The sequence below is a fragment of the Dyella flava genome, from assembly GCF_016904955.1.
In the GTDB taxonomy this organism is placed as follows: Bacteria; Pseudomonadota; Gammaproteobacteria; order Xanthomonadales; family Rhodanobacteraceae; genus Dyella_B; species Dyella_B flava.
In genome coordinates, this window is sequence record NZ_JADIKE010000038.1 from 419,977 (window position 1) to 439,524 (window position 19,548).

General features: G+C 62.3%; 16 protein-coding genes. 1 reads left to right on the top strand and 15 read right to left on the bottom strand.

The window, feature by feature from the left end:
- Positions 1-4 precede the first annotated feature (4 nt).
- From ISP19_RS17715 to pyrH, 14 genes are all read right to left on the bottom strand, one after another.
- The gene (locus tag ISP19_RS17715) at positions 5-961 is read right to left on the bottom strand and encodes an acetyl-CoA carboxylase carboxyltransferase subunit alpha (protein ID WP_204683719.1); all 957 of its coding nucleotides are present in this window, start codon (positions 959-961) and stop codon (positions 5-7) included.
- A 304-nt stretch (positions 962-1,265) separates the two neighbouring features.
- Entirely contained in the window at positions 1,266-4,814 is a 3,549-nt protein-coding gene (gene dnaE / locus ISP19_RS17720) for a DNA polymerase III subunit alpha (protein ID WP_204683720.1), read from the bottom strand.
- A 259-nt stretch (positions 4,815-5,073) separates the two neighbouring features.
- Positions 5,074-5,733 carry a ribonuclease HII gene (gene rnhB / locus ISP19_RS17725; RefSeq protein ID WP_204683721.1) on the bottom strand — a complete coding sequence of 220 codons (660 nt, stop codon included), beginning with the start codon at positions 5,731-5,733 and terminating at the stop codon, positions 5,074-5,076.
- A 56-nt stretch (positions 5,734-5,789) separates the two neighbouring features.
- Complete coding sequence (lpxB, locus tag ISP19_RS17730) at positions 5,790-7,001, bottom strand: lipid-A-disaccharide synthase (protein ID WP_204683722.1); 1,212 nt, start codon at positions 6,999-7,001, stop codon at positions 5,790-5,792.
- A 55-nt stretch (positions 7,002-7,056) separates the two neighbouring features.
- Positions 7,057-7,830, bottom strand: a complete 774-nt coding sequence (lpxA, locus tag ISP19_RS17735; RefSeq protein WP_204683723.1) for an acyl-ACP--UDP-N-acetylglucosamine O-acyltransferase — start codon at positions 7,828-7,830, stop codon at positions 7,057-7,059.
- Positions 7,827-8,300: a 3-hydroxyacyl-ACP dehydratase FabZ gene (fabZ, locus tag ISP19_RS17740; RefSeq protein WP_204683724.1), complete on the bottom strand. Its 474-nt coding sequence runs from the start codon at positions 8,298-8,300 to the stop codon at positions 7,827-7,829. Before fabZ ends, lpxA begins: the two co-directional genes overlap by 4 nt.
- The gene (gene lpxD, locus ISP19_RS17745; protein WP_204683725.1) at positions 8,293-9,321 is read right to left on the bottom strand and encodes a UDP-3-O-(3-hydroxymyristoyl)glucosamine N-acyltransferase; all 1,029 of its coding nucleotides are present in this window, start codon (positions 9,319-9,321) and stop codon (positions 8,293-8,295) included. Before lpxD ends, fabZ begins: the two co-directional genes overlap by 8 nt.
- A 138-nt stretch (positions 9,322-9,459) precedes the next feature.
- On the bottom strand, positions 9,460-11,895 hold the full coding sequence (gene bamA / locus ISP19_RS17750) for an outer membrane protein assembly factor BamA (RefSeq protein WP_204683726.1): 2,436 nt from the start codon (positions 11,893-11,895) through the stop codon (positions 9,460-9,462).
- 223 nt (positions 11,896-12,118) lie between these two features.
- Complete coding sequence (rseP, locus tag ISP19_RS17755; protein ID WP_204683727.1) at positions 12,119-13,459, bottom strand: RIP metalloprotease RseP; 1,341 nt, start codon at positions 13,457-13,459, stop codon at positions 12,119-12,121.
- Positions 13,460-13,494: 35 nt separating this feature from the next.
- The gene (locus ISP19_RS17760) at positions 13,495-14,652 is read right to left on the bottom strand and encodes a 1-deoxy-D-xylulose-5-phosphate reductoisomerase (protein WP_239556895.1); all 1,158 of its coding nucleotides are present in this window, start codon (positions 14,650-14,652) and stop codon (positions 13,495-13,497) included.
- Between the two features lie 10 nt (positions 14,653-14,662).
- Positions 14,663-15,487: a phosphatidate cytidylyltransferase gene (locus ISP19_RS17765; RefSeq protein WP_204683728.1), complete on the bottom strand. Its 825-nt coding sequence runs from the start codon at positions 15,485-15,487 to the stop codon at positions 14,663-14,665.
- A gap of 33 nt (positions 15,488-15,520) precedes the next feature.
- Positions 15,521-16,258: a polyprenyl diphosphate synthase gene (uppS, locus tag ISP19_RS17770; RefSeq protein WP_204683729.1), complete on the bottom strand. Its 738-nt coding sequence runs from the start codon at positions 16,256-16,258 to the stop codon at positions 15,521-15,523.
- Positions 16,259-16,554: 296 nt separating this feature from the next.
- The gene (gene frr, locus ISP19_RS17775; RefSeq protein ID WP_204683730.1) at positions 16,555-17,112 is read right to left on the bottom strand and encodes a ribosome recycling factor; all 558 of its coding nucleotides are present in this window, start codon (positions 17,110-17,112) and stop codon (positions 16,555-16,557) included.
- Positions 17,113-17,221: 109 nt separating this feature from the next.
- Complete coding sequence (pyrH, locus tag ISP19_RS17780) at positions 17,222-17,941, bottom strand: UMP kinase (RefSeq protein ID WP_204683731.1); 720 nt, start codon at positions 17,939-17,941, stop codon at positions 17,222-17,224.
- Positions 17,942-18,096: 155 nt separating this feature from the next.
- Here pyrH and ISP19_RS17785 point away from each other — a divergent pair, with 155 nt between their 5' ends.
- Entirely contained in the window at positions 18,097-18,507 is a 411-nt protein-coding gene (locus tag ISP19_RS17785) for a VOC family protein (protein ID WP_204683732.1), read from the top strand.
- A 129-nt stretch (positions 18,508-18,636) separates the two neighbouring features.
- Here the strand turns inward: ISP19_RS17785 and tsf are convergent, their stop codons facing one another.
- Complete coding sequence (gene tsf, locus ISP19_RS17790; protein WP_204683733.1) at positions 18,637-19,515, bottom strand: translation elongation factor Ts; 879 nt, start codon at positions 19,513-19,515, stop codon at positions 18,637-18,639.
- Between the last annotated feature and the right edge of the window lie 33 nt (positions 19,516-19,548).

A 19,548-nucleotide genomic window follows, 5' to 3' on the forward strand; every position in this document is an offset into this window, starting at 1 on the left:
CCAGTTACTCCTGGTAGGCGCCGTAGCCGCGCAGGCGGCGATAGCGCAGTTCCAGTAGTTCCGGCATCGGAATCGCTTCGAGCTTGTCCAGCTCGTTCAACAGAACCGCCTTCAGGCGTACGGCCATCGAATGCGGATTGCGGTGCGCCCCGCCCAAGGGTTCGCGCACCACCTTGTCGATCAGTCCCAGTTCCAGCAGGCGTGGGGCAGTCATGCCCAGCGCTTCGGCGGCGTCCTTGGTCTTTTCGCCACTCTTCCACAGGATCGAGGCGCAGCCTTCCGGGGTGATCACCGAATAGGTGGAGTACTGCAGCATCATCGTGCGGTCGCCGACACCGATCGCCAGCGCGCCGCCGGAACCGCCTTCGCCGATCACAGTGCAGATGATCGGGGTTTTCAGCTCCGCCATTTCCAGCAGGTTGCGGGCGATGGCTTCGCTCTGGCCGCGTTCTTCGGCACCGATGCCGGGGTAGGCGCCCATCGTGTCGATGAAGGTGAACAGCGGCAGTTTGAAACGTTCGGCCATCTTCATCAGGCGCAGCGCCTTACGGTAGCCCTCGGGACGAGGCATGCCGAAATTGCGCTTGAGCTTGCCCTTGGTGTCGCGGGCTTTCTGGTGGCCGATGATCATCACCGGCCGGCCGTTGACGCGGCCCAGGCCGCCGACGATGGCTCCATCGTCCGCAAACGCGCGGTCGCCGGCCAGCTCGTGGAACTCATCGCACATCACGCTGATGTAGTCGAGCGTGTAGGGGCGGGCTGGGTGGCGAGACAGCTGGGTGGTCTGCCAGGAATCCAGGTTGCGGAAGATGTCGGCCGTCTTGAGCTTCAGCTTTTCCCGCAGGCGCCGGATCTCGTCATCGATGTTGACGGCCTGGCCGCTGCTGGCATAGCGCAGTTCCTCGATCTTGGCTTCCAGATCGGCAATCGGCTGTTCAAAGTCGAGGAAATTGGGATTCATTCCAGTCTTGGGATGGCACAGAAGCGGGGCAGTATACCGGGGCGGCCAAAAGCGGGGGAACGGGGGCGTATGGGCTGACCGTGGCGGCCGCCAACCCGCATCCGGCAAGCTTCGGCGGGTGCCGGTTCTGGGCGGGCTCCCCACCCGGGATGACCATTTTTTCTCAGTCGGCTTTCAATGATACGGAACGCGGCAAGTCAGCATCAATTTGATGCGCGGGCCGGGCAAACGTATCTGGGCGTCCGATTGAGCGGCCGGGATGGCACACGGATGTTCAAGCAGGCAAAGCCGCTGGCTTGACGGGCTATTCGCCGTTGCCAGTCTTGACGATGCGCACCCCGGCGCCGATGACTCCCGACATGCCGCGCACGGCGCGCAACAATTCCGGAATGGCGTTTACGTGCCAATCTTCGCCAAGCTCGAAATCGGCTTGCGCAATGGCATTGCGGTAGCCGCTGAGGATGACGGCGGCGCGGCCGCCGCGATGACCGGCAAGGGCCTGGCGCAGCTGCGGGATGAAATCCGGGCCGATGCCGTTGACCTTCACCCGCAACAGACGTGCGAAGCGGCGGCAGGCGTCGCCCAGGGTATAGGCGCTGCGGGCGCGCACCTGGAAGCCACCGCCGGAGAATTCGTCGATGCGCAGGCCTCCTTCGACCACCAGCAGCTCATCGCGCGTCAGCAGCGGCGCGACCTGTTGGTAGAGCTCGCCGAAGAAACTCACTTCGATGATGCCGGTGCCGTCTTCAAGTCGGACGAACGCATCGCTGTCGCCGCGTTTGCGCACGGCGGTGACCATACCGGCGACCGTCCACGGTGTATCCGGACCGCGACGAAAGCGGTTGCCGTCGTCCCCTTCGTTCTTGCGCGGGCGCGGCGGCTGGTAGCGGTCGGCAATCTCGCCGAGCGGGCAGGTGGCGAGCTGCGCCAGCTCCTCGCGCCACGGGTCGGTGGGATGGCCGGAGAGGTAATGGCCGAGTGTCTCGCGCTCGCCTTGAAGCCTCTGTTCCAGCGGCCACTCGGGCGCAGTGGGCAGCTCAACCTGCACGACGGGTGCGGCGGCTCCCATCATCGCGCCGAACATGTCGTTCTGACCGGACTGGCGATCGCGCAGATGCTGTTCGGCGGCTTTGATCGCATCCGGCAATTGCAGCATCAGGCTGGCGCGGTTGGGCGCCAGCGCATCGAGTGCGCCGGAGAGAATCAAGGCTTCCAACACGCGGCGATTGAGCTTGGTGGGATCGACGCGGCGGCAGAAGTCGGCCAGATCCTTATAGGCGCCACCTGCACGCCGCTCGTCCGCGATGGCTTCGCAGGCGCCTTGTCCGACGCCTTTGATCGCGCCAAGGCCGTAGCGGATGACCTTGGGCTCGACCGCCACGAACATGAATTCGGATGCATTCACATCCGGCGGCAGGATCGTCAGGTTGATCGCGCGCGATTCGTCGAGGAAGGTCACCACCTTGTCGGTGTTGTCCATGTCCGACGAGATGGTCGCGGCCATGAACTCGGCCGGATAGTGTGCTTTCAGCCATGCGGTCTGATAGGAAACCAACGCATAGGCCGCAGCGTGCGACTTGTTGAAGCCGTAGCCGGCGAATTTTTCCATCAGGTCGAAGATGGCGTCGGCCTTGTCGCCGCTGAGTCCATCCTTGGCGGCGCCTTCGCGGAACTTGGCGCGCTCCTTCGCCATTTCCTCGACTTTCTTCTTGCCCATCGCGCGGCGTAGCAAGTCGGCGCCGCCCAGCGAGTAGCCGCCGACGATCTGCGCCATCTGCATCACCTGCTCCTGGTAGACCATGATGCCGTAGGTCTCTTGCAGGACAGGCTCGACGCGCGGGTCGGGATATTCCACTTCTTCGCGGCCGTGTTTACGCGCGACGAAGCTGGGAATCAGGTCCATCGGGCCGGGACGGTACAGCGCCACCAGCGCAATGATGTCTTCGAAGCGGTCGGGCTTGGCATCCTTCAACATGCGTTGCATGCCGGAGGATTCGAGCTGGAACACGGCGACTGTCTGCGCCTTTTTCAGCAGTTCGTAGGGCGCCGGATCATCCAGCGGCAAGGCGGCGATATCCAGCGGCGGTTCGCCCACTTTGGTGAGGCGTTCGTTGATCGCCTTGACCGCCCAGTCGATGATGGTGAGCGTGCGCAGACCAAGAAAGTCGAACTTGACCAGGCCGACGGCTTCCACGTCGTCCTTGTCGTACTGGGTCACGACGCCGGTACCGCCGGCTTCGCAATACAGCGGCGCGAAGTCGGTGAGCGGCGTGGGTGCGATCACCACGCCACCGGCGTGCTTGCCGGCGTTGCGGGTCAGGCTTTCCAGCTTGAGCGCGAGATCGATCAGCGATTTGGCTTCTTCGTCCTGCTCGTAGAGATCGCAGAACTCCTTCACCACGCGCTCGGGTTCTTTCTGCGCTTTCTCCGAACGGCCGAGCGCGCAGGACAGGGTGAGATCGAGCGGACGCGCCGGAATCAGCTTGGCGATGCGGTCGACCGCGTTGTAGCCCATGCCCAGCACACGGCCGGAGTCGCGCAGCACCGCCTTCGCCGCCATCGAACCATAGGTGATGATCTGGCTGACGTGGTCGCGGCCGTATTTGCGCGAGACATAGTCGATCACCTCGTCGCGGCGGTCCATGCAGAAGTCGATGTCGAAGTCCGGCATCGACACGCGCTCGGGATTGAGGAAGCGCTCGAACAGCAGGTTGAACTGCAACGGGTCGAGGTCGGTGATCTTCAGCACCCAGGCCACCAGCGAGCCGGCGCCCGAACCGCGCCCCGGCCCGACCGGAATGCCGTTCTGCTTACCCCAGTTGATGAAGTCCGCCACGATCAGGAAGTAGCCGGGGAAGCCCATCTTCACGATGACATCCAGCTCGCGTTCCAGGCGCGCTTCGTAATCGGCCAGGGTATGGCCGGGCGCCAGCGGTGCGGCGGCGAGGCGTTCCTTCAGGCCTTCGCGCGCAATCTCGCGGATATAGCTGGCTAGATCGTGGCCTTCCGGCACCGGGAAATTGGGCAGGTAGTAGGTGCCGAACGACAGTTCCAGGTTGCAGCGCTTGGCCAGCTCGACGGTGTTTTCCAGCGCTTCGGGAATGTCGGCGAACAGCATCGCCATGTCTTCCGGCGTTTTCAGGTATTGCTGGTCGCTATAGTCGCGCGGGCGCTTGGGATCGGCCAACACGCGTCCCTGGTGAATGCATACGCGTGCTTCGTGTGCTTCGAAATCATTCTGCTTGATAAAGCGCACGTCGTTGCTGGCGATGACGGGCAGATCCAGCGCGGTCGCCAGCATCAGCGCCGCGTTGTTCCACACTTCTTCGCCTTCGCGGCCGCAGCGGGTGAGCTCCAGGTAGAGGCGGTCAGGAAACAGCCGCATCAGCGATTGCAGATGCACAGCGCCCGCGTCCGTACCCTGGTTGACGGCAATGCGCCCCACTTCACTTTCGCGACCGAGCAGGGCGATCAGGCCCGCCGTCGCATCGGGCGTGAGCCATGCCGCATCCACCAGGGCGCGGCCGCCTTGCTGGCCTTCGCGCCAGGCGCGCGACACCAGGCGCGAAAGGTTCAAGTAGCCATCGCGGTTCTGGCACAGCACGGTAAGGCGCCACGGGCGCGGGTCGTCCGGGGCACTGATCCACAGGTCGCAGCCACCGATCGGTTTGATGCCCGCCGCGCTGCACGCCTTGTAGAACTTCACCAGGGCGAACATGTTGCATTCGTCGGTCAGCGCCACCGCGGGCGCACCCGCCTGCACGCTGGCTGCCACCAGCGCCTTGATGCGGATGGTCGAGTCCACCAGCGAATACTCGCTGTGCAGGTGCAGATGAGCGAAACGGAGGGACATGGCGCGCGCGCGGATGCAATGGCTCAGCCTAGCGGGGTGGTCCGGAGTGGGCAAGCATTGACAAGCGCAAGGGAGCAGGGAAAACGGGGAACAATGAACTTGATGTGTCCTGATCCCCATCCCTGTGTTTTTCAACGGGCATGTCAGAGCCGCTGTGGCTCGCTGCAGTGCGTGCAGATGATCTGCGTGCAACTTCCCTCTACCTGCGAAGCAGGCGCATTGTGCGAAACAAAGAAGCCCCAGGTGGGCGTAAAGATGCTTAGAAAAGCCGCCCCTGATCCAGCAAATTCTTGACCGGAGCAAAGCTGCGGCGATGTTGGCTGCACGGGCCAAGGCGCTCCAGTGCTGCCAGGTGAGCTGGCGTGGGATAACCCTTGTGGACTGCAAAACCGTAACCGGGATGCTGCTGTTCCATCGCAATCATCAATCTGTCCCGACTTACTTTTGCCAGGATCGACGCGGCACTGATGGCGGGCTCCAGTGCATCACCGCCGACGATCGCGCGGCCGGGGCAGGGGAGATCCTTGGGCAGCTTGTTACCGTCGATCAACGCTGCGGTGGCGGCAGGTATCAAACCGGCAACGGCGCGGGTCATGCCGGCCATGGTGGCCTGGAAGATATTCAGGCGATCGATTTCTTCGGCTTCGACCACGACCACGCAATGGGCGAACGCACGTTCGATGATCAGCGGGTAGAGTTTTTCGCGGCGTGTTTCGCTGAGCTTCTTGGAATCGTTCAGTCCATCGATCGGCTTGCGCGGATCGAGTACGACGGCTGCGACGACCACCGGACCGGCAAGCGGGCCGCGGCCTGCTTCGTCAACACCGGCAACACGAATAACGTGCTCGTCTCCTTCGCTTCCGCTGCCGTTTGAGGAACGGATTGAGGTGAGAGTGGGAAGGTTTGCCTCAATGCTCATGCAAAGCACGCTCGGATGGATTGGCGGTGGCGAGATTGCCTCTCACTTCAGCTCTCTCACCGGGGCGTGCGGGGTGTGTCGATCAGCTCCACAATGGCCGCCGCAGCGTGATCGCCGGCGTGACCATGCAGATTGCCGCGCAGTGTCTCGTGCAGTTGCTCGAAGGCGGAAACAATCGCGCCACGGCGCTCGCTGTCACGGAACAAGGCCAGGGTGGCTTCGGCCAGCTTGGCTGCGGTGCAGTTGTCCTGCATCAGTTCGGGCACCAGCATCGCGTCTTTGCCCATGCCGCAAGCGCGGGCAAGGATGTTGGGCAGCGCGTAGACATCGGTCTTGAGCATGTTGAGCATGCGCGCAATCCGATAGCTCACCGGCGACACGCGATAACCCACCACCATCGGCCGTTTGGCGAGCATGGCTTCGAGCGTAGCGGTGCCGGAGGCGAGCATGACCACATCGGCTGCCAGCATGGCGTCATGGGCGCGGCCGTCAAGCAGGATCGGCATCATCTCGTCATGCGGCCCATGGGCAAGCATTGTCTTGAGCGTGCCGAGCGCCCGTGAATTGGCGGCTGGAATCACGATGCGCAAACCTGGCAGCGCCGACGCGACGCGCCGCGCTGCATCCAGGAATGGCCCCGCCAATCGCTCCAGCTCGGAATGGCGGCTGCCGGGCAGCAGTGCGAGCACCGGCACATCCAGTGGCAGCTGCAGGCTGCGGCGTGCCGGAATGCGGTCGGAAACCAGCGGAAAACGATCCGCCAGCGGATGACCGACGAAGCGCGCATCGATGCCGTGCCGGGCGTAGATCGGCGGTTCCATCGGAAACAGGCACAGCACACGGTTGGCACTCATGCCAATCTTGTCGGCGCGATTTTCACGCCAGGCCCAGATCGAGGGGCTGACGTAATGCACGGTGCGCAAACCCGCTTCTTTAAGGCGACGCTCGACGCCGAGATTGAAATCCGGTGCATCGATGCCGATCACTACCAACGGCTTTTCAGCGATAAGCCGTGCGACCAGTTCCTTGCGCAGCTTGAGCAGGCGCGGCAGATGGCCGACCACTTCGGCGAAGCCAAACAGCGAAAGCTCGCGCATGTCGTACCACGACTCGAAGCCCTGCTGCTGCATGCGACTGCCGCCAATGCCGGCGAAGCGTGCGTGCGGATAGTGCCGGCGCAGAGCAGTCAGGAGGTCTGCGCCCAGCTGGTCGCCGGATTCTTCGCCGGCAATCACGGCGATCAGGGGGCTTTGATTGTCATCAGACATGATGGGCTCCCCGAGCAAAAGCCCGTATCAGGTTGGTTGATATGCGGGATGCATATCAACGAGCCAATCCGCGCTCACTACGTTCCAGAAATTCCAGCATGGCGCGTACGTCTTCGCTTTCCTTGGCCTGTGCGGACAGTTGTTCGCGGGCCTCTGCCAGTGACAGGCCCGAGGTGTAAATCGTGCGATAGGCGCGTTTGATGGCCGTGATGCGTTCGGGCTCGAAGCCGCGGCGTTTCAAACCAGTGGTGTTGAGGCCGCGCGGACGTCCGTTTTGATCGTTGGCCATCATCAGGAACGGCGGCACGTCCGCACCGAGCAGACAGCCCATGGCGATAAACGCATGCGCACCGACCTTGCAGAATTGATGCGCACCCGAATAGCCGGAGAACACCGTCCAGTCACCCACTTCCACGTGACCGGCAAGCGCCGAATAGTTGGAGAAGATGGTGTGATTGCCGATGGTGCAGTCGTGCGCCACATGCACATAGGCCAGCAACCAGTTGTCGTTGCCGATGCGGGTGACACCACCACCGTCGCCGGTACCGCGATTGATGGTGACAAATTCACGAATGAGGTTGCGGTCGCCGATGACCAGTTCGGTGCGCTCACCTTGAAACTTCATGTCCTGCGGGTCGCCACCGAGGGAGGCGAACTGTGCGATGCGATTGTCGCGTCCGATGCGCGTGGGGCCTTCGACAACCACATGCGGGCCAATGACCGTGCCCTCGCCAATGTGCACATCGGCGCCGATGACGGTGTAGGCCCCGATGCGGACATTGGCGCCAATAACAGCAGTGGGATCGATTTGCGCGGTCGGATGGATCATTTCTCTGACCTCGCGGCGCACATCAGCTCGCAGCTGGCCACTTCCTTGCCGTCCACCAGCGTGCGGGCTTCGAACAGGCCCATGCTACGCAGCAGACGCTTGAGGCGCACTTCCATGCGCAATTGATCACCCGGCACCACCGGCGCACTGAAGCGCGCGTTGTCGACCTTGGCCAGATAGAACAGGGCGCTGGGCGAGCCGCCCTTCATGCGCGCACTGAGCTGCGTCAACAAACCGGCCGACTGGGCCATGGCCTCCACGATCAGCACGCCCGGCATCACGGGATGGCCAGGGAAGTGGCCGTTGAAGAAGGGCTCGTTGATGGTCACGTTCTTCAGCGTCACCACGCTCTGATCCTGCACGATCTCGATCACGCGATCGACCAGCAGGAACGGGTAGCGATGCGGCAGCAGTTGTTGGATCTGCTCCACGTTCACCGGCAGCGTGACCGGAGCGGTGTTGTCAGTCATCGTTCTTATCCTTTTCCAGCGCCGACACGCGGCGCGCGTACTCGTCCAGGTGCTTGAAGCGCGCAGCATTGCGGCGCCACTGACGGTTTTCCTGCAGCGGCACGCCGGAGGAATATTCACCGGCCTCCCGAATCGAATGTGTCACCAGGCTCTTGGCCGTAATGGTAACCCGGTCAGCCACTTCAAGATGGCCCAGCACACCGGCGTTGCCGCCGATCATGCAATAACGGCCGATTTTCGCACTGCCGGCAACTGCGGCACAGCCGGCCATTGCCGTGTGCGCGCCGACATATACGTTATGGGCGATCTGGATCTGGTTATCCAGCCGCACATCCTCTTCCAGCACCGTATCGTCCAGTGCACCGCGATCGATGGTGGTATTGGCACCGATTTCGCAGTCATCGCCGATGCGCACGCCGCCCAGCTGCGGCAGCTTCACCCAGTGATCACGATCGAAGGCGAGGCCAAATCCGTCCGAACCGATCACCGCGCCGGGATGCGCCAACACGCGTTTGCCCAGGGTCACCCGCGTAACCAGGGTGACGCGGGCGACCAGGCGCGACTGCGCACCCACTACGCACTCGGTGCCGATAATGCAGTGCGGGCCCAGCACAGCGCCGTCTTCGACGACCGCGCCGTCTTCGATCACACAGCAGGGACCAATGCTTGCGGTGGGGCTTACCCGCGCGCCAGCGGCGACGACGGCACTCGGATGAATGCCTGGCGCGGCGGCAGGTAGACGCTCAAACAGGGCCGCGATATGTGCATAAGTGACGTAGGGGTCGCGTGCGATCAGCGCGGCGGTCGGACAGCTTTCCGCTGCATCGCCGTGGAGTACCACCACACCCGCGCGGGTTGTGCCGAGCTGCGCGGCATATTTGCTGTTGGAGAGGAAGCTGAGCTGCGTTGGACCTGCGCCCGAAAGCGTGCCCACGCCGTCGATGATGCGTGCGTCATCGCCCTTGAACGAAAGGGCAAAGCGCTCGGCGAGTTCGGCCACGCTATATTGGATTTTGCTCATGCAGGCCTCCACGACATGCGCCGCATTGTAGGGGGTGAGTCCGCACAGCGCGCATCATTTTGCGGATCCAAAAGAAAGCGCGGCATGGCCGCGCTTTCTTTAGCCAGGTCCTTACGGACCTGATCAGGACAAGCCGGTTTAGAACTGGCTGCCGAAGGTGAACTGGATGCGCTCCTGGTACTGGCTATCACCCGGCTGCGAGCGGATCGGGAAGCCCAGGCTGATGATCAGCGGGCCGATCGGCGCCTGCCAGTGCAGCGACACACCGGCGGAAGCATCAAGCTGCTTGGCGTCGAAGGCCTGGAGGTTCTGGTAAGCCTGGCCGACGTCCATGAACAGCGAGACGCGTGCCGTGTTGATGTCCTTCAGGAACGGCAGCGGCAGATAAATTTCCGCCGTGCCCAGCACCTTGAACGCACCACCGATCGGCTGTGCGTAGTTATACGTGCTGCCCGCGCAGTAGCCACTTGCTGTCGGAACGATCGGCAGGCCATTGGATGTCGCGCCGGCGCAAGCGCGCGGACCGAGCGTGTTGTCCTGCCAGCTGCGCACGTCGGTCACACCGCCGGCGTAGAAGTTCATCCAGAACGGGAAGGTGACCGGCTGACCGGCCTTGTACCCATACTGGCCATCGGAGAGGGTGTAGTCGGCGGTGGTGTCTTCAAAGGTCTTGCCGCCATAGGTGTTGCCGTAACCCACCTTGCCATCCAGGTAGAGCACGAAACCGGCACCGATCGGCCAGTAATGGTTGGCCTCGCCGTTGAACGTCCAGTACTGCACGGTGGAGCCGGGCAGCGCCGCCGTGACCGTCGCCGAGAGCTGACCACCGTGGGTCGGGGCCCAGTACGAGTTACGCGTGTCATGCGTCCAGCTCAGCGAACCGGTCCAGCTATGGATGGTGTCGTGACCCAGCGCGTTGATGTAGTCGACCAGGACCTGCGGGGTGTAGCCCACGTAGGTGTTGATCTTGGTACTACCTATGCCCAGGCTGCCGCTCAGGCGATCGAAGTCGGTCACCGGGAAGCCCAGCGTGGTGGAGAAGGACTTGGTGCTGTTCGAGTAGCTGGCGTACTCGCTACCCAGGTCGCTGTAGTCCGCACGCGAGAACGTGGCGTTGTAACCGATACCGATGTTGTTGTCGGTCAGGTACGGGTTGTAGTAACCGGCGTTGATCTGCGTCAGGTAGTCGCTGCGCTCCGCACCGATGGTGAAGCGGTCACCGGTACCGAGGAAGTTGTTCTGCGACACCGAGCTCGACAGGATGATGCCCGAATACTGCGAATAGCCCACGCCGAAGGTCAGGCTGCCGGCGGACTGTTCTTCCACCTTTACGGTCAGATCGACTTCGTCGTCGCTGCCCGGCACCACCTGCTTGTCGATGGTGACGGTCTTGAAGAAGCCCAGCTGCTGCAGGCGGATCTTGGAACGGTCGATGGCCGCCTGCGAATACCAGGAGCCTTCGAGCTGACGCATTTCACGGCGCAGCACATCGTCTTCGGTGCGCGTGTTGCCCTGGAAAATCACGCGACGAACATACACGCGCGGACCCGGCTGGATGTACCAGGTGATATCCACGGTGTGGTTCTGCTTGTCGAGCTTGGGTACCGGGTTGACCTTGGCGAAGGCGTAGCCGATGTTCGCCAGCAGAGCCTTGATGGCGTCCGAGGTTGCTTCGATCGCGCGGCGGTTGAACAGGTCGCCCTTCTGGACGAAGACCAGCTTGCGCAGCGTGTCTTCCGGCAGGATCAGCTGGCCGAGCAGGTGGGTATCGGAGATGTGGTAGATGTCGCCCTGGGTGACGTCGGCAGCGATGTACATCGAGCGCTTGTCGGGCGAGATAGTGACCTGGGTGGAGTCGATGCCGAAGTCGGCATAGCCGCGATCCATGTAGAAGGACTGCAGCTTCTTCAAGTCGCCCGACAGCTTGTCCTGCGAATACTGGTCGTTCTTCGAATACCAGGACAGCAAGTTGGGGGTGCCCGATTCGAAATCTTTTTCGATCTCGCGGGTGGTGAACGCCGTGTTGCCGACGATGTTCACTTCCTGCAGCTTGGCCACCTTGCCTTCGCGGATTTCGATGTCGATCGCCACGCGGTTGCGGTCCAGCTGCGTCACGTGCGGAGAAACCGACACGTTGTACTTGCCGCGGTTGTAGTACTGGCGGATCAGTTCCTGCTGCACGCGATCGAGTGCCAGGCGATCGAAGGTTTCACCCTCGCTCAGGCCGATGTCCTTCAGACCCTTCTTCAGGTCATCGGTCTTGATGTCGCTGTTGCCGCGAATGGTCAGCTTGGCAATCGATGGCCGTTCAACCACCTTGACCACCAGGATGCTGCCGTCGCGCTCCAGCTCCACGTCACTGAAGAACTTGGTGTTGTACAGCGCACGAATGGCCTGTTGGGCTTCTTCGTTGGTAAGGCGGTCGCCCTTGTTGATCTGCAGGTAGTTGAACACCGTGCCGGCGGAGATGCGGCTGAGGCCTTCAATGCGGATATCGGAAACGACGAATGGTTCGAGAGCGAAGACGCTCGTAGAAAGGGAGGCAAGCAGGATCAGGGCGGCGATACGCTTCATCGTCGATTCCGTTGTGTTATTCGGACGAGTCGGCCTTACGACCGACTCGCTGTATTTTTTTCCAAAGACCGGTATCACTCCGGCCCCATTTTTTTCTACCGCAGTCGCGCTGGGCCTGACCGGTAGGACAGCCCCGGGTGCCGCGCGCTGCGGGTGGGTTGCCACGCGATAAGGACGCAGCGGCCAGCATCCAACACAAGGTTGTCAGCGGCGCGCATCCGACTCACGAGGGCAGGATGATGCGATGGATGTCGTTGTAAAACGCCAACCCCATCAGCGTGAACAACAAGGCGATCCCCACATACTGGCCCGCGATCATGGTCCGTTCGCTGACCGGGCTGCCTTTGATCAGCTCGATAAGGTAATACAGCAAGTGCCCGCCGTCCAAGATTGGAATCGGCAGGAGGTTGAGAATGGCCAGACTGAGCGACACCAGACCGAGGAATTCCAGGAAACGGTCCAGCCCCGCCTGTGCCGACATGTTGGCGGCCTGGGCGATGCCGATCACCCCGGACAGGTTCTTGGTCGATGCCTGGCCAGTCAGCATCTTGCCCACCATACCGAAGGTATCGACGGTGCGCTGCCAGGTGAGATCGAACGACTCGGCCAGCGCCTTGAGCGGGCCATAGTGCTGGATGGCCATTTCCGGTGTGACGCCGATGACCCAGCGTGGCGTGCCGCCGTCCGGGGACTCCATGCGTGCCATCACGGCGAGCTGCAGGGTCTTGCCTTGGCGTTCGACGTCCAGCGCGAGCTTCGGCGACTTGGCCGCCGCAGCCACGATCTGCTTACTCAGATCGTTGAAATCCTTCACGCCATTGCCATCGACGCGAACGATCTTGTCGCCTGCCTGCAGACCAGCCAGTGCAGCCGGGTCGCCCGGTGAAACCGTGCCCACAATCGCCGGGGCGGCCCCAAGTTGCAGACCCAGCTTGTCCATGTATTGGCCGATGTCTTCGCCTGCGGGCAAGCGATTGAGCGGAAGCACCAGTGAGCGCTGCGCGCCATCGCTGCCACGCACGGTGACGGCGATGGGGGTGCGACCCAGCAGGGCGTTGGCGATCACATCCAGTGAGCCGCTCCAGGTCGTGACAGGTTCGCCGCCAACGGTGAGCAGACGATCACCCGGTTGTATGCCCGCTTCGGCAGCGATGCTCTGTGGCGCCGCGGTCACGATCGGTGGGTAATCGGTACGCCCCAGCACGAACATCAGCCAGAACGCGGCGAGGGTAAAGATGATATTGAAGCCTGGACCGGCGGCGACGATCGCGATGCGTTTCCAGATCGGCTGCGCCGTAAATTCCTGATGACGCAGCGCGGGATCCACATCGCCTTCGCGCGCGTCGAGCATCTTCACGTAGCCACCGAGCGGAATCGCTGCGATCTGGTACTCGGTACCGTCGCGACCGATGCGCTTCCATAGGGCGTTACCAAAGCCGACCGAGAAGCGAAGTACCTTCACACCACAGCGGCGTGCGACCCAGTAGTGTCCGAATTCGTGAAAGGTCACCAGCACGCCAAGCGTGACCAGCAACCAAAACACCGAGCCGAAAAAGGGATTCATCAAGTCAGGTACGTCTCTAGGGAACTCAAAGCTTATCAGCAAGCGTTGCGAAGTACCCGTCGGGCAGCCGCTCGGGCGGTCCGGTCGCGTTCGCTCAGTATCTGAATATCGACCACGGGCTCGGGCGGCAGTTCCATCAAAACCTGCTCAATCAGATCGGCAATCGAGAGGAAGGGGCGGGCTCCGGTCAGAAAGGCCTCTACGGCGACCTCGTTGGCGGCATTCAGGATGGCTGGTGCATCGCCGCCGGCCTGCGCGGCCTGATAGGCGAGCGCCAGGCAGCGGAAGGTGGCGATGTCTGGCCTGTCGGGGGGCGTTGGAGCGTCACTGAGGCGCTCCAGTGGGCCCATGCCGGTTTCCAGTACGAGTGCCTGGGCGATGATTCGGCGGCTGTCCGATTCGCCGGACTGAGCTTGCAGGGAGCCATTGTTGCGTTCGATCAGTGCGTAGGCCCGCTCCTCGGTATGCACCAGCAGGTCGACTCTCTCCGGAGCCAGCTGGAACAGCTGATGGGCCGCGATGACGTGCAAACCCTGATCCATGAGGCTGGCGATATTTACGGCTGTCCGACGGCGGGTCCCTCGATCAGACGGTGTGCAGAGCCGGTCCGGGAGCACGGTCATCAGCTCGGCTCGACGGCGGCCCAGAAACGGTCCTCCGGGCGTAACCAGCGCCAGCCGTGCCACATCATCACTGACCCGTTCGCCGGACAGGCATTGATAGGCGGCGTGCAATGCCGGGGACAGCGGAACCCATTCGCCACCGCCTTCCGCAAAGGCTTGCTGTAGTAGCGAGCCCGCGACGGCGGCCGATTCCTGATGGGCCAATAGCAAACGCTTGCCGACGCGGGCCGCGGCCAGGGTCACTGCCACGCCGGCCAAGCCGGGGATCGCAGCGATAACGGTATCGCACAGGGTGGATGCCGCCCCCTGGGTCACGGCCTTGGAACCGCTGGCTACCTCGCACTGCACACCCGCGGCAGCAAGTCGGCGCGCCAGCTCTGCTTCAAGTGCGGGGTCGGCGACGATGGCGAGATCAGGTCGATGCAGCGCACACAGTTTCACCAGCGCTTCGACATTGCGGTGCGCGCTCAGCACGCTTGCGCGGTATCGATCCGGATAACGAAGGACGACATCAAGCGCATCGATGCCGACCGAGCCGGTTGCACCGAACACAGCAACCCGGCGAATCATGCTGGCAGACTCAAAAGCCCAGCAGCAGCTTGCCCAGCGCAAATACCGGCAAGGCCGCGAAGACGCTGTCGAGACGGTCGAGCAGGCCGCCATGCCCAGGGAACAGCGCGCCCGAGTCTTTCACATTGGCGTGACGCTTCATCAGGCTTTCCAACAGATCGCCGACGATGGAGCTGGCTACGGTCACGACCGTCACGACGATCAGGCCGAGCAGGCGTGCATCGCGTACGCCTAGCAGCCATCCGCCGACCCCAAGCACCAATGCACTGGTGACGAATGCACCGTAGACCCCTGCCCATGTCTTGCCGGGGCTGATCTGCGGGGCGAGCTTACGCTTGCCGAAGAAGCGGCCAGCGAAATAGGCGCCGGTATCGGCGGCCCACACCAGCAGCATGGCAAGAAAGGTCCAGACATGGCCATGCGGTTGGTGGCTGCCGTGGATGCTTACGGCGGCCACCCAGGCCGGGAACACCACAAATGCGCCGGCCAGCAGTTTCAGATTGCGATTTTCAGGCGTGGGCGCGGCAGCAAAGGCGAAGTGACGTAGCCAGACACAGACCAGCAGCCACCATGCGACACCAGCGACCATCAATGCAGGCCATAACCATGTGCATGCGCGCAACAGCCAAAGCGCCATGAACAGCACCGCGGCGAAGCTGAGCGTCACGCCACGGTTGACGCGATTTTTCATGCCAGCCAAGCGCGTCCATTCCCAGGCCGCTGCCAGGAAGGCCACTGCCAAGAGGCAGGCGAAGATGCCCGTCGGCAGCAGCAGGATAAGCAGGATGACCAGTGGGGCGAGGAGCAGGGCCGTTAGGACGCGCTGTCGCAGCATGAATGCTCCTTAGTGGACAGGCCTGGTCAGTGATCAGGCCTGGGCGACCTGATCACCGGTGCGGCCAAAGCGGCGCTCGCGGCGGGCAAAGTCATTGATGGCGTGCTGTAGCGAGATCTGGTTGAAGTCGGGCCACAGGGTATCGGTGAAATAGAGCTCCGCATAGGCCAGCTGCCACAGCAGGAAATTGCTGACGCGGCGGTCACCGCCGGTGCGGATAAACAGGTCTAGCGGGGGCAATTCGGCCAGACTGGTCCAGCGGTCGAACTCGGCCTCGTCGATCGCTTCCAGCGGCAGCTCGCCACGTGCGGCGGCGATGGCGATCTTGCGGGCGGCCTGCACGATATCCCAGCGGCCACCGTAGTTGACTGCGATGTTCATGTGCAGCTTGTTGTTTTCGGCAGTGCGCTTCATGGCGCCCAGCATGCGTTGCTGCAGCGGCTTGTCGAAGGCGTCAATGTCGCCGATGAAGCGCAGGCGCACGCCATTTTCGTGCAACTCGTCGACTTCTTTGTCCAGTGCGCGCACGAACAGGTCCAGCAGCGCGCCGACTTCTTCTTGTGGTCGCTGCCAGTTCTCGCTGGAGAAGGCGAACAACGTAAGCGCTTCCACACCCTGGCGCAGGCAACCCTCCACCACTTCGCGCACGGCTTTGCGTCCGGCGTTATGGCCGAAGCTGCGCGGACGATGACGCGCCTTCGCCCAGCGGCCATTGCCATCCATCACGATGCCGATATGCCGAGGTACGTATTTTTGCGGAGTCGTGGTCATGGATGGAGAGTAGCGGTGGCGGTGCTGTTTGCCTCGCTGGAAGTGCGTTCGTCAGAGAACAGCCACTTCTGATCGCTGTTTCGCCTTTTGCGGAATGGGATCGGTTGCGGATGGGATGCGAGGACGCGGGCAGACGTAGTTTTCGACAGTCGTCTGCCTGGACTTCGCGATGGCGTGGTGTAGCCCTTCACCCGTTGCCCTCTCCCCGTTCGAGAGCGTGGAATGCGTCGTGCCGTCTGGTTCTTTGGTGCGATGAAGCTGGAGCCAAGACGGCAGGTTTGATCGACGGCGATGGATCACATCGCCATCAGTTCCTCTTCCTTAGCCTTTGCGACAGTGTCGACTTCCTTGACGAAGCGATCGGTGATCTTCTGGATTTCTTCGTCGGCCTTGCGTTCTTCGTCTTCAGTGATCTGCTTTTCTTTCAGCAGGTCCTTGATGTGTTGCAGGGCATCGCGACGCACGTTGCGAATGGCGATCTTGGCGTTCTCGCCTTCGTGCGATACGTGCTTGGCCAGCTCACGACGACGCTCTTCGGTAAGCGGCGGCATGTTCAGGCGGATAACGGTACCGGCGGTGGTCGGGGTGATGCCGATGTCGGAAGCCAGCAGGGCTTTCTCGATCGGGGCGACCATGTTTTTTTCGAACGGCGTGATGACGATCGAGCGCCCGTCCGCGAGGGAGACCGAGGCAACCTGATTCAGCGCCGTGTCCGAGCCGTAGTAGGGCACCTTGATGTGGTCGACCAGCGTCGTACTGGCCCGACCGGTGCGCAGGCGAGAAAGATCGTGCTTGAGGGCATCGATGCTCTTGCCCATGCGGGTTTGGGCATCGTTCTTGATGTCGTTGAGCATGAGGAAATCACCCGTTGGCGTGCAAGCCGCACATTATAGCAGGCGGCAAAAAGACCGGAATGAGGGGCAGGGCAGCCTTGGACGGCCATTGCTCCCCCGGCCCTGGGGTTTACGCGTCGACCAGCGTGCCGATCGCCTCGCCGCGCATGATGCGCATGAGGTTGCCGGGCACAGTCATGTCGTAGATGCGCAGGGGCATGCGGTGGTCGCGGCATAGTGCGATGGCGGCGGTATCCATCACGGCAAGCTTGCGCTCGATCACCTGGTCGTAGCTGAGCTGTTCGAAGCGCTCGGCATCGCGGTACTTGGCGGGATCGGCGCTGTAGACGCCATCGACCTTGGTGGCTTTGAGCAGCAGGTCGGCCCCCACTTCGATGGCGCGCAGGGCGGCGGCCGAATCGGTGGTGAAGAAGGGGTTGCCGGTGCCGGCGGCGAACAGCGCGATACGGCCTTTTTCAATATGGCGGATGGCGCGGCGGCGGATGAAATCCTCGGCGACATCGTGAATCTGGATGGCGCTCATCACGCGGGCGAAGCCGCCGCGCTTCTCGATGGCATCCTGCATGGCCAGCGCATTCATCACGGTGGCCAGCATGCCCATGTGATCGCCGGTGACGCGATCCATGCCTGCTGCCGCCAGGCCGGCGCCGCGGAAGATGTTGCCGCCGCCGATTACCACGCCAATTTGGATGCCAGCATGTTGTATTTCAATGATTTCATCGGCCAGACGGCCGATTACCTTGGGGTCGATACCGTAGTCGGCATCACCCATCAACGCCTCGCCGGAGAGCTTGAGCAGGATACGTCGATACTTTAGCTGGTCGCTCATGGAGGCTCCGGATTGTTAGATGCAAAACGCGCGCATTGTAGCGGAGCCCACCGCAGACGTCAGCGCGTCACAGTTTTATGCTGTAGCGCCAGTTGCTGTCATCCTTCCAGGTTGCGGTAGCGGGTTTTTAGCGCAGTCGCCGCCAGGAGTTCGTCATGAAGCACATCATCGCTGCGGTTGCACTGCTGGTGCGCGATTACGACGAGGCGATCGCGTTTTATACCCGCTGCCTGGATTTCGAGCTGGTCGAAGACACGCCACTGGGTGGGGGCAAGCGCTGGGTGCTGGTTTCGCCGCCTGGTGCGCGTGAAACCCGTCTATTGCTTGCCCAGGCGAGTACCGCCGAACAGGACGCCTGCGTGGGCGAGCAGGCGGGCGGCCGGGTCTTTCTTTTTCTGTATGTCGATGATTTCTATGCGCGCTATGAGGCGATGCGGATGCGCGGTGTGCGTTTTATCGAGCGGCCGCGTGAGGAACCGTATGGCACGGTGGCGGTATTTGAAGATCTATACGGCAATCGCTGGGATATGCTGCAGCCTCGTCAAAGCGCTGCGGGCACGGAGTAGCGGGCGCACCAGCATGCGCGCTTGCGCCAGAGCATGAGACAGCCTTGTCGTTACTCGGCTGTAGTGATTAGGTCATAAAAAAGCCGCGATTTCTCGCGGCTTTTTTGGGTTTCTGGAACGACTGCGGCGTTAGACCTGCATCGCCTTCTGCACTTCGGCCAGATAGTCTTCCTGCACCTTCTCGATACCTTCGCCAACCGCCAGGCGTGCCACCGAGATCACATCGGCTCCTTCCTTCTTGAGGGCGTCGGCAACCGTGGTGTTGGTGTCCAGCACATAAGGCTGGCCGAGCAGGGTGACTTCGGAAATGATCTTGCTGACCTTGCCGCCAACGATCTTTTCCAGGATCTCGGCCGGTTTGGCCTTTTCCTTCTCGGACATCTGGCTCAGCGCGATTTCCTTTTCCTTGGCCAGGAAGTCGGCCGGAACGTCTTCGGCGCGGACATAAGCAGGATTCATCGCCGCCACGTGCATGGCGATGCCCTTGGCCAGGTCTTCCGAACCGCCCTTCAGCGCCACCAGCACGCCGATGCGGCCGCCGTGGATATAGCTGGCGATCACGCCGTCATTCGACGCGCGCGCCATGCGGCGAACCTGGATGTTTTCGCCGATGGTGGCAACCAGACCTTTCGCAGCTTCTTCGATGGTGCCGCCAGCCGGATAAGCGGCGGCCTTCAGTGCGTCGATATCCTTGGCGCCGGACTTCAGTGCCACGTCGGCGACGTTATCGCTGAACTTGACGAAGTCGGGGTTCTTGGTGACGAAGTCGGTTTCGCAGTTCACTTCGACCAGCACGGCGCTGCCGTTGCCCTGGGCGCTGACGATGCGGCCTTCGGCAGCCACGCGGCCAGCCTTCTTGTCAGCCTTGGCCAGGCCCGACTTGCGCAGCCATTCCATGGCGACTTCGATATCGCCATTGTTTTCGACCAGCGCTTTTTTGCATTCCATCATGCCGGCGCCGGAGCGCTCGCGCAGTTCCTTGACCAGTTGGGCGGAAATATCAGCCATTGCAAAGTTCCTCGGGAATCTTGGATGTGCCGT

Bases quoted from the DNA above. Each gene is read 5' to 3' on its own strand.
- dnaE (WP_204683720.1), bottom strand. From the start codon at position 4,814: ATGTCCCTCCGTTTCGCTCATCTGCACCTGCACAGCGAGTATTCGCTG.
- rnhB (WP_204683721.1), bottom strand. From the start codon at position 5,733: ATGAGCATTGAGGCAAACCTTCCCACTCTCACCTCAATCCGTTCCTCA.
- bamA (WP_204683726.1), bottom strand. From the start codon at position 11,895: ATGAAGCGTATCGCCGCCCTGATCCTGCTTGCCTCCCTTTCTACGAGC.
- lpxD (WP_204683725.1), bottom strand. From the start codon at position 9,321: ATGAGCAAAATCCAATATAGCGTGGCCGAACTCGCCGAGCGCTTTGCC.
- ISP19_RS17760 (WP_239556895.1), bottom strand. From the start codon at position 14,652: ATGATTCGCCGGGTTGCTGTGTTCGGTGCAACCGGCTCGGTCGGCATC.
- frr (WP_204683730.1), bottom strand. From the start codon at position 17,112: ATGCTCAACGACATCAAGAACGATGCCCAAACCCGCATGGGCAAGAGC.
- lpxA (WP_204683723.1), bottom strand. From the start codon at position 7,830: ATGATCCATCCGACCGCGCAAATCGATCCCACTGCTGTTATTGGCGCC.
- ISP19_RS17765 (WP_204683728.1), bottom strand. From the start codon at position 15,487: ATGCTGCGACAGCGCGTCCTAACGGCCCTGCTCCTCGCCCCACTGGTC.
- pyrH (WP_204683731.1), bottom strand. From the start codon at position 17,941: ATGAGCGACCAGCTAAAGTATCGACGTATCCTGCTCAAGCTCTCCGGC.
- tsf (WP_204683733.1), bottom strand. From the start codon at position 19,515: ATGGCTGATATTTCCGCCCAACTGGTCAAGGAACTGCGCGAGCGCTCC.
- uppS (WP_204683729.1), bottom strand. From the start codon at position 16,258: ATGACCACGACTCCGCAAAAATACGTACCTCGGCATATCGGCATCGTG.
- ISP19_RS17785 (WP_204683732.1), top strand. From the start codon at position 18,097: ATGAAGCACATCATCGCTGCGGTTGCACTGCTGGTGCGCGATTACGAC.
- lpxB (WP_204683722.1), bottom strand. From the start codon at position 7,001: ATGTCTGATGACAATCAAAGCCCCCTGATCGCCGTGATTGCCGGCGAA.
- rseP (WP_204683727.1), bottom strand. From the start codon at position 13,459: ATGAATCCCTTTTTCGGCTCGGTGTTTTGGTTGCTGGTCACGCTTGGC.
- fabZ (WP_204683724.1), bottom strand. From the start codon at position 8,300: ATGACTGACAACACCGCTCCGGTCACGCTGCCGGTGAACGTGGAGCAG.
- ISP19_RS17715 (WP_204683719.1), bottom strand. From the start codon at position 961: ATGAATCCCAATTTCCTCGACTTTGAACAGCCGATTGCCGATCTGGAA.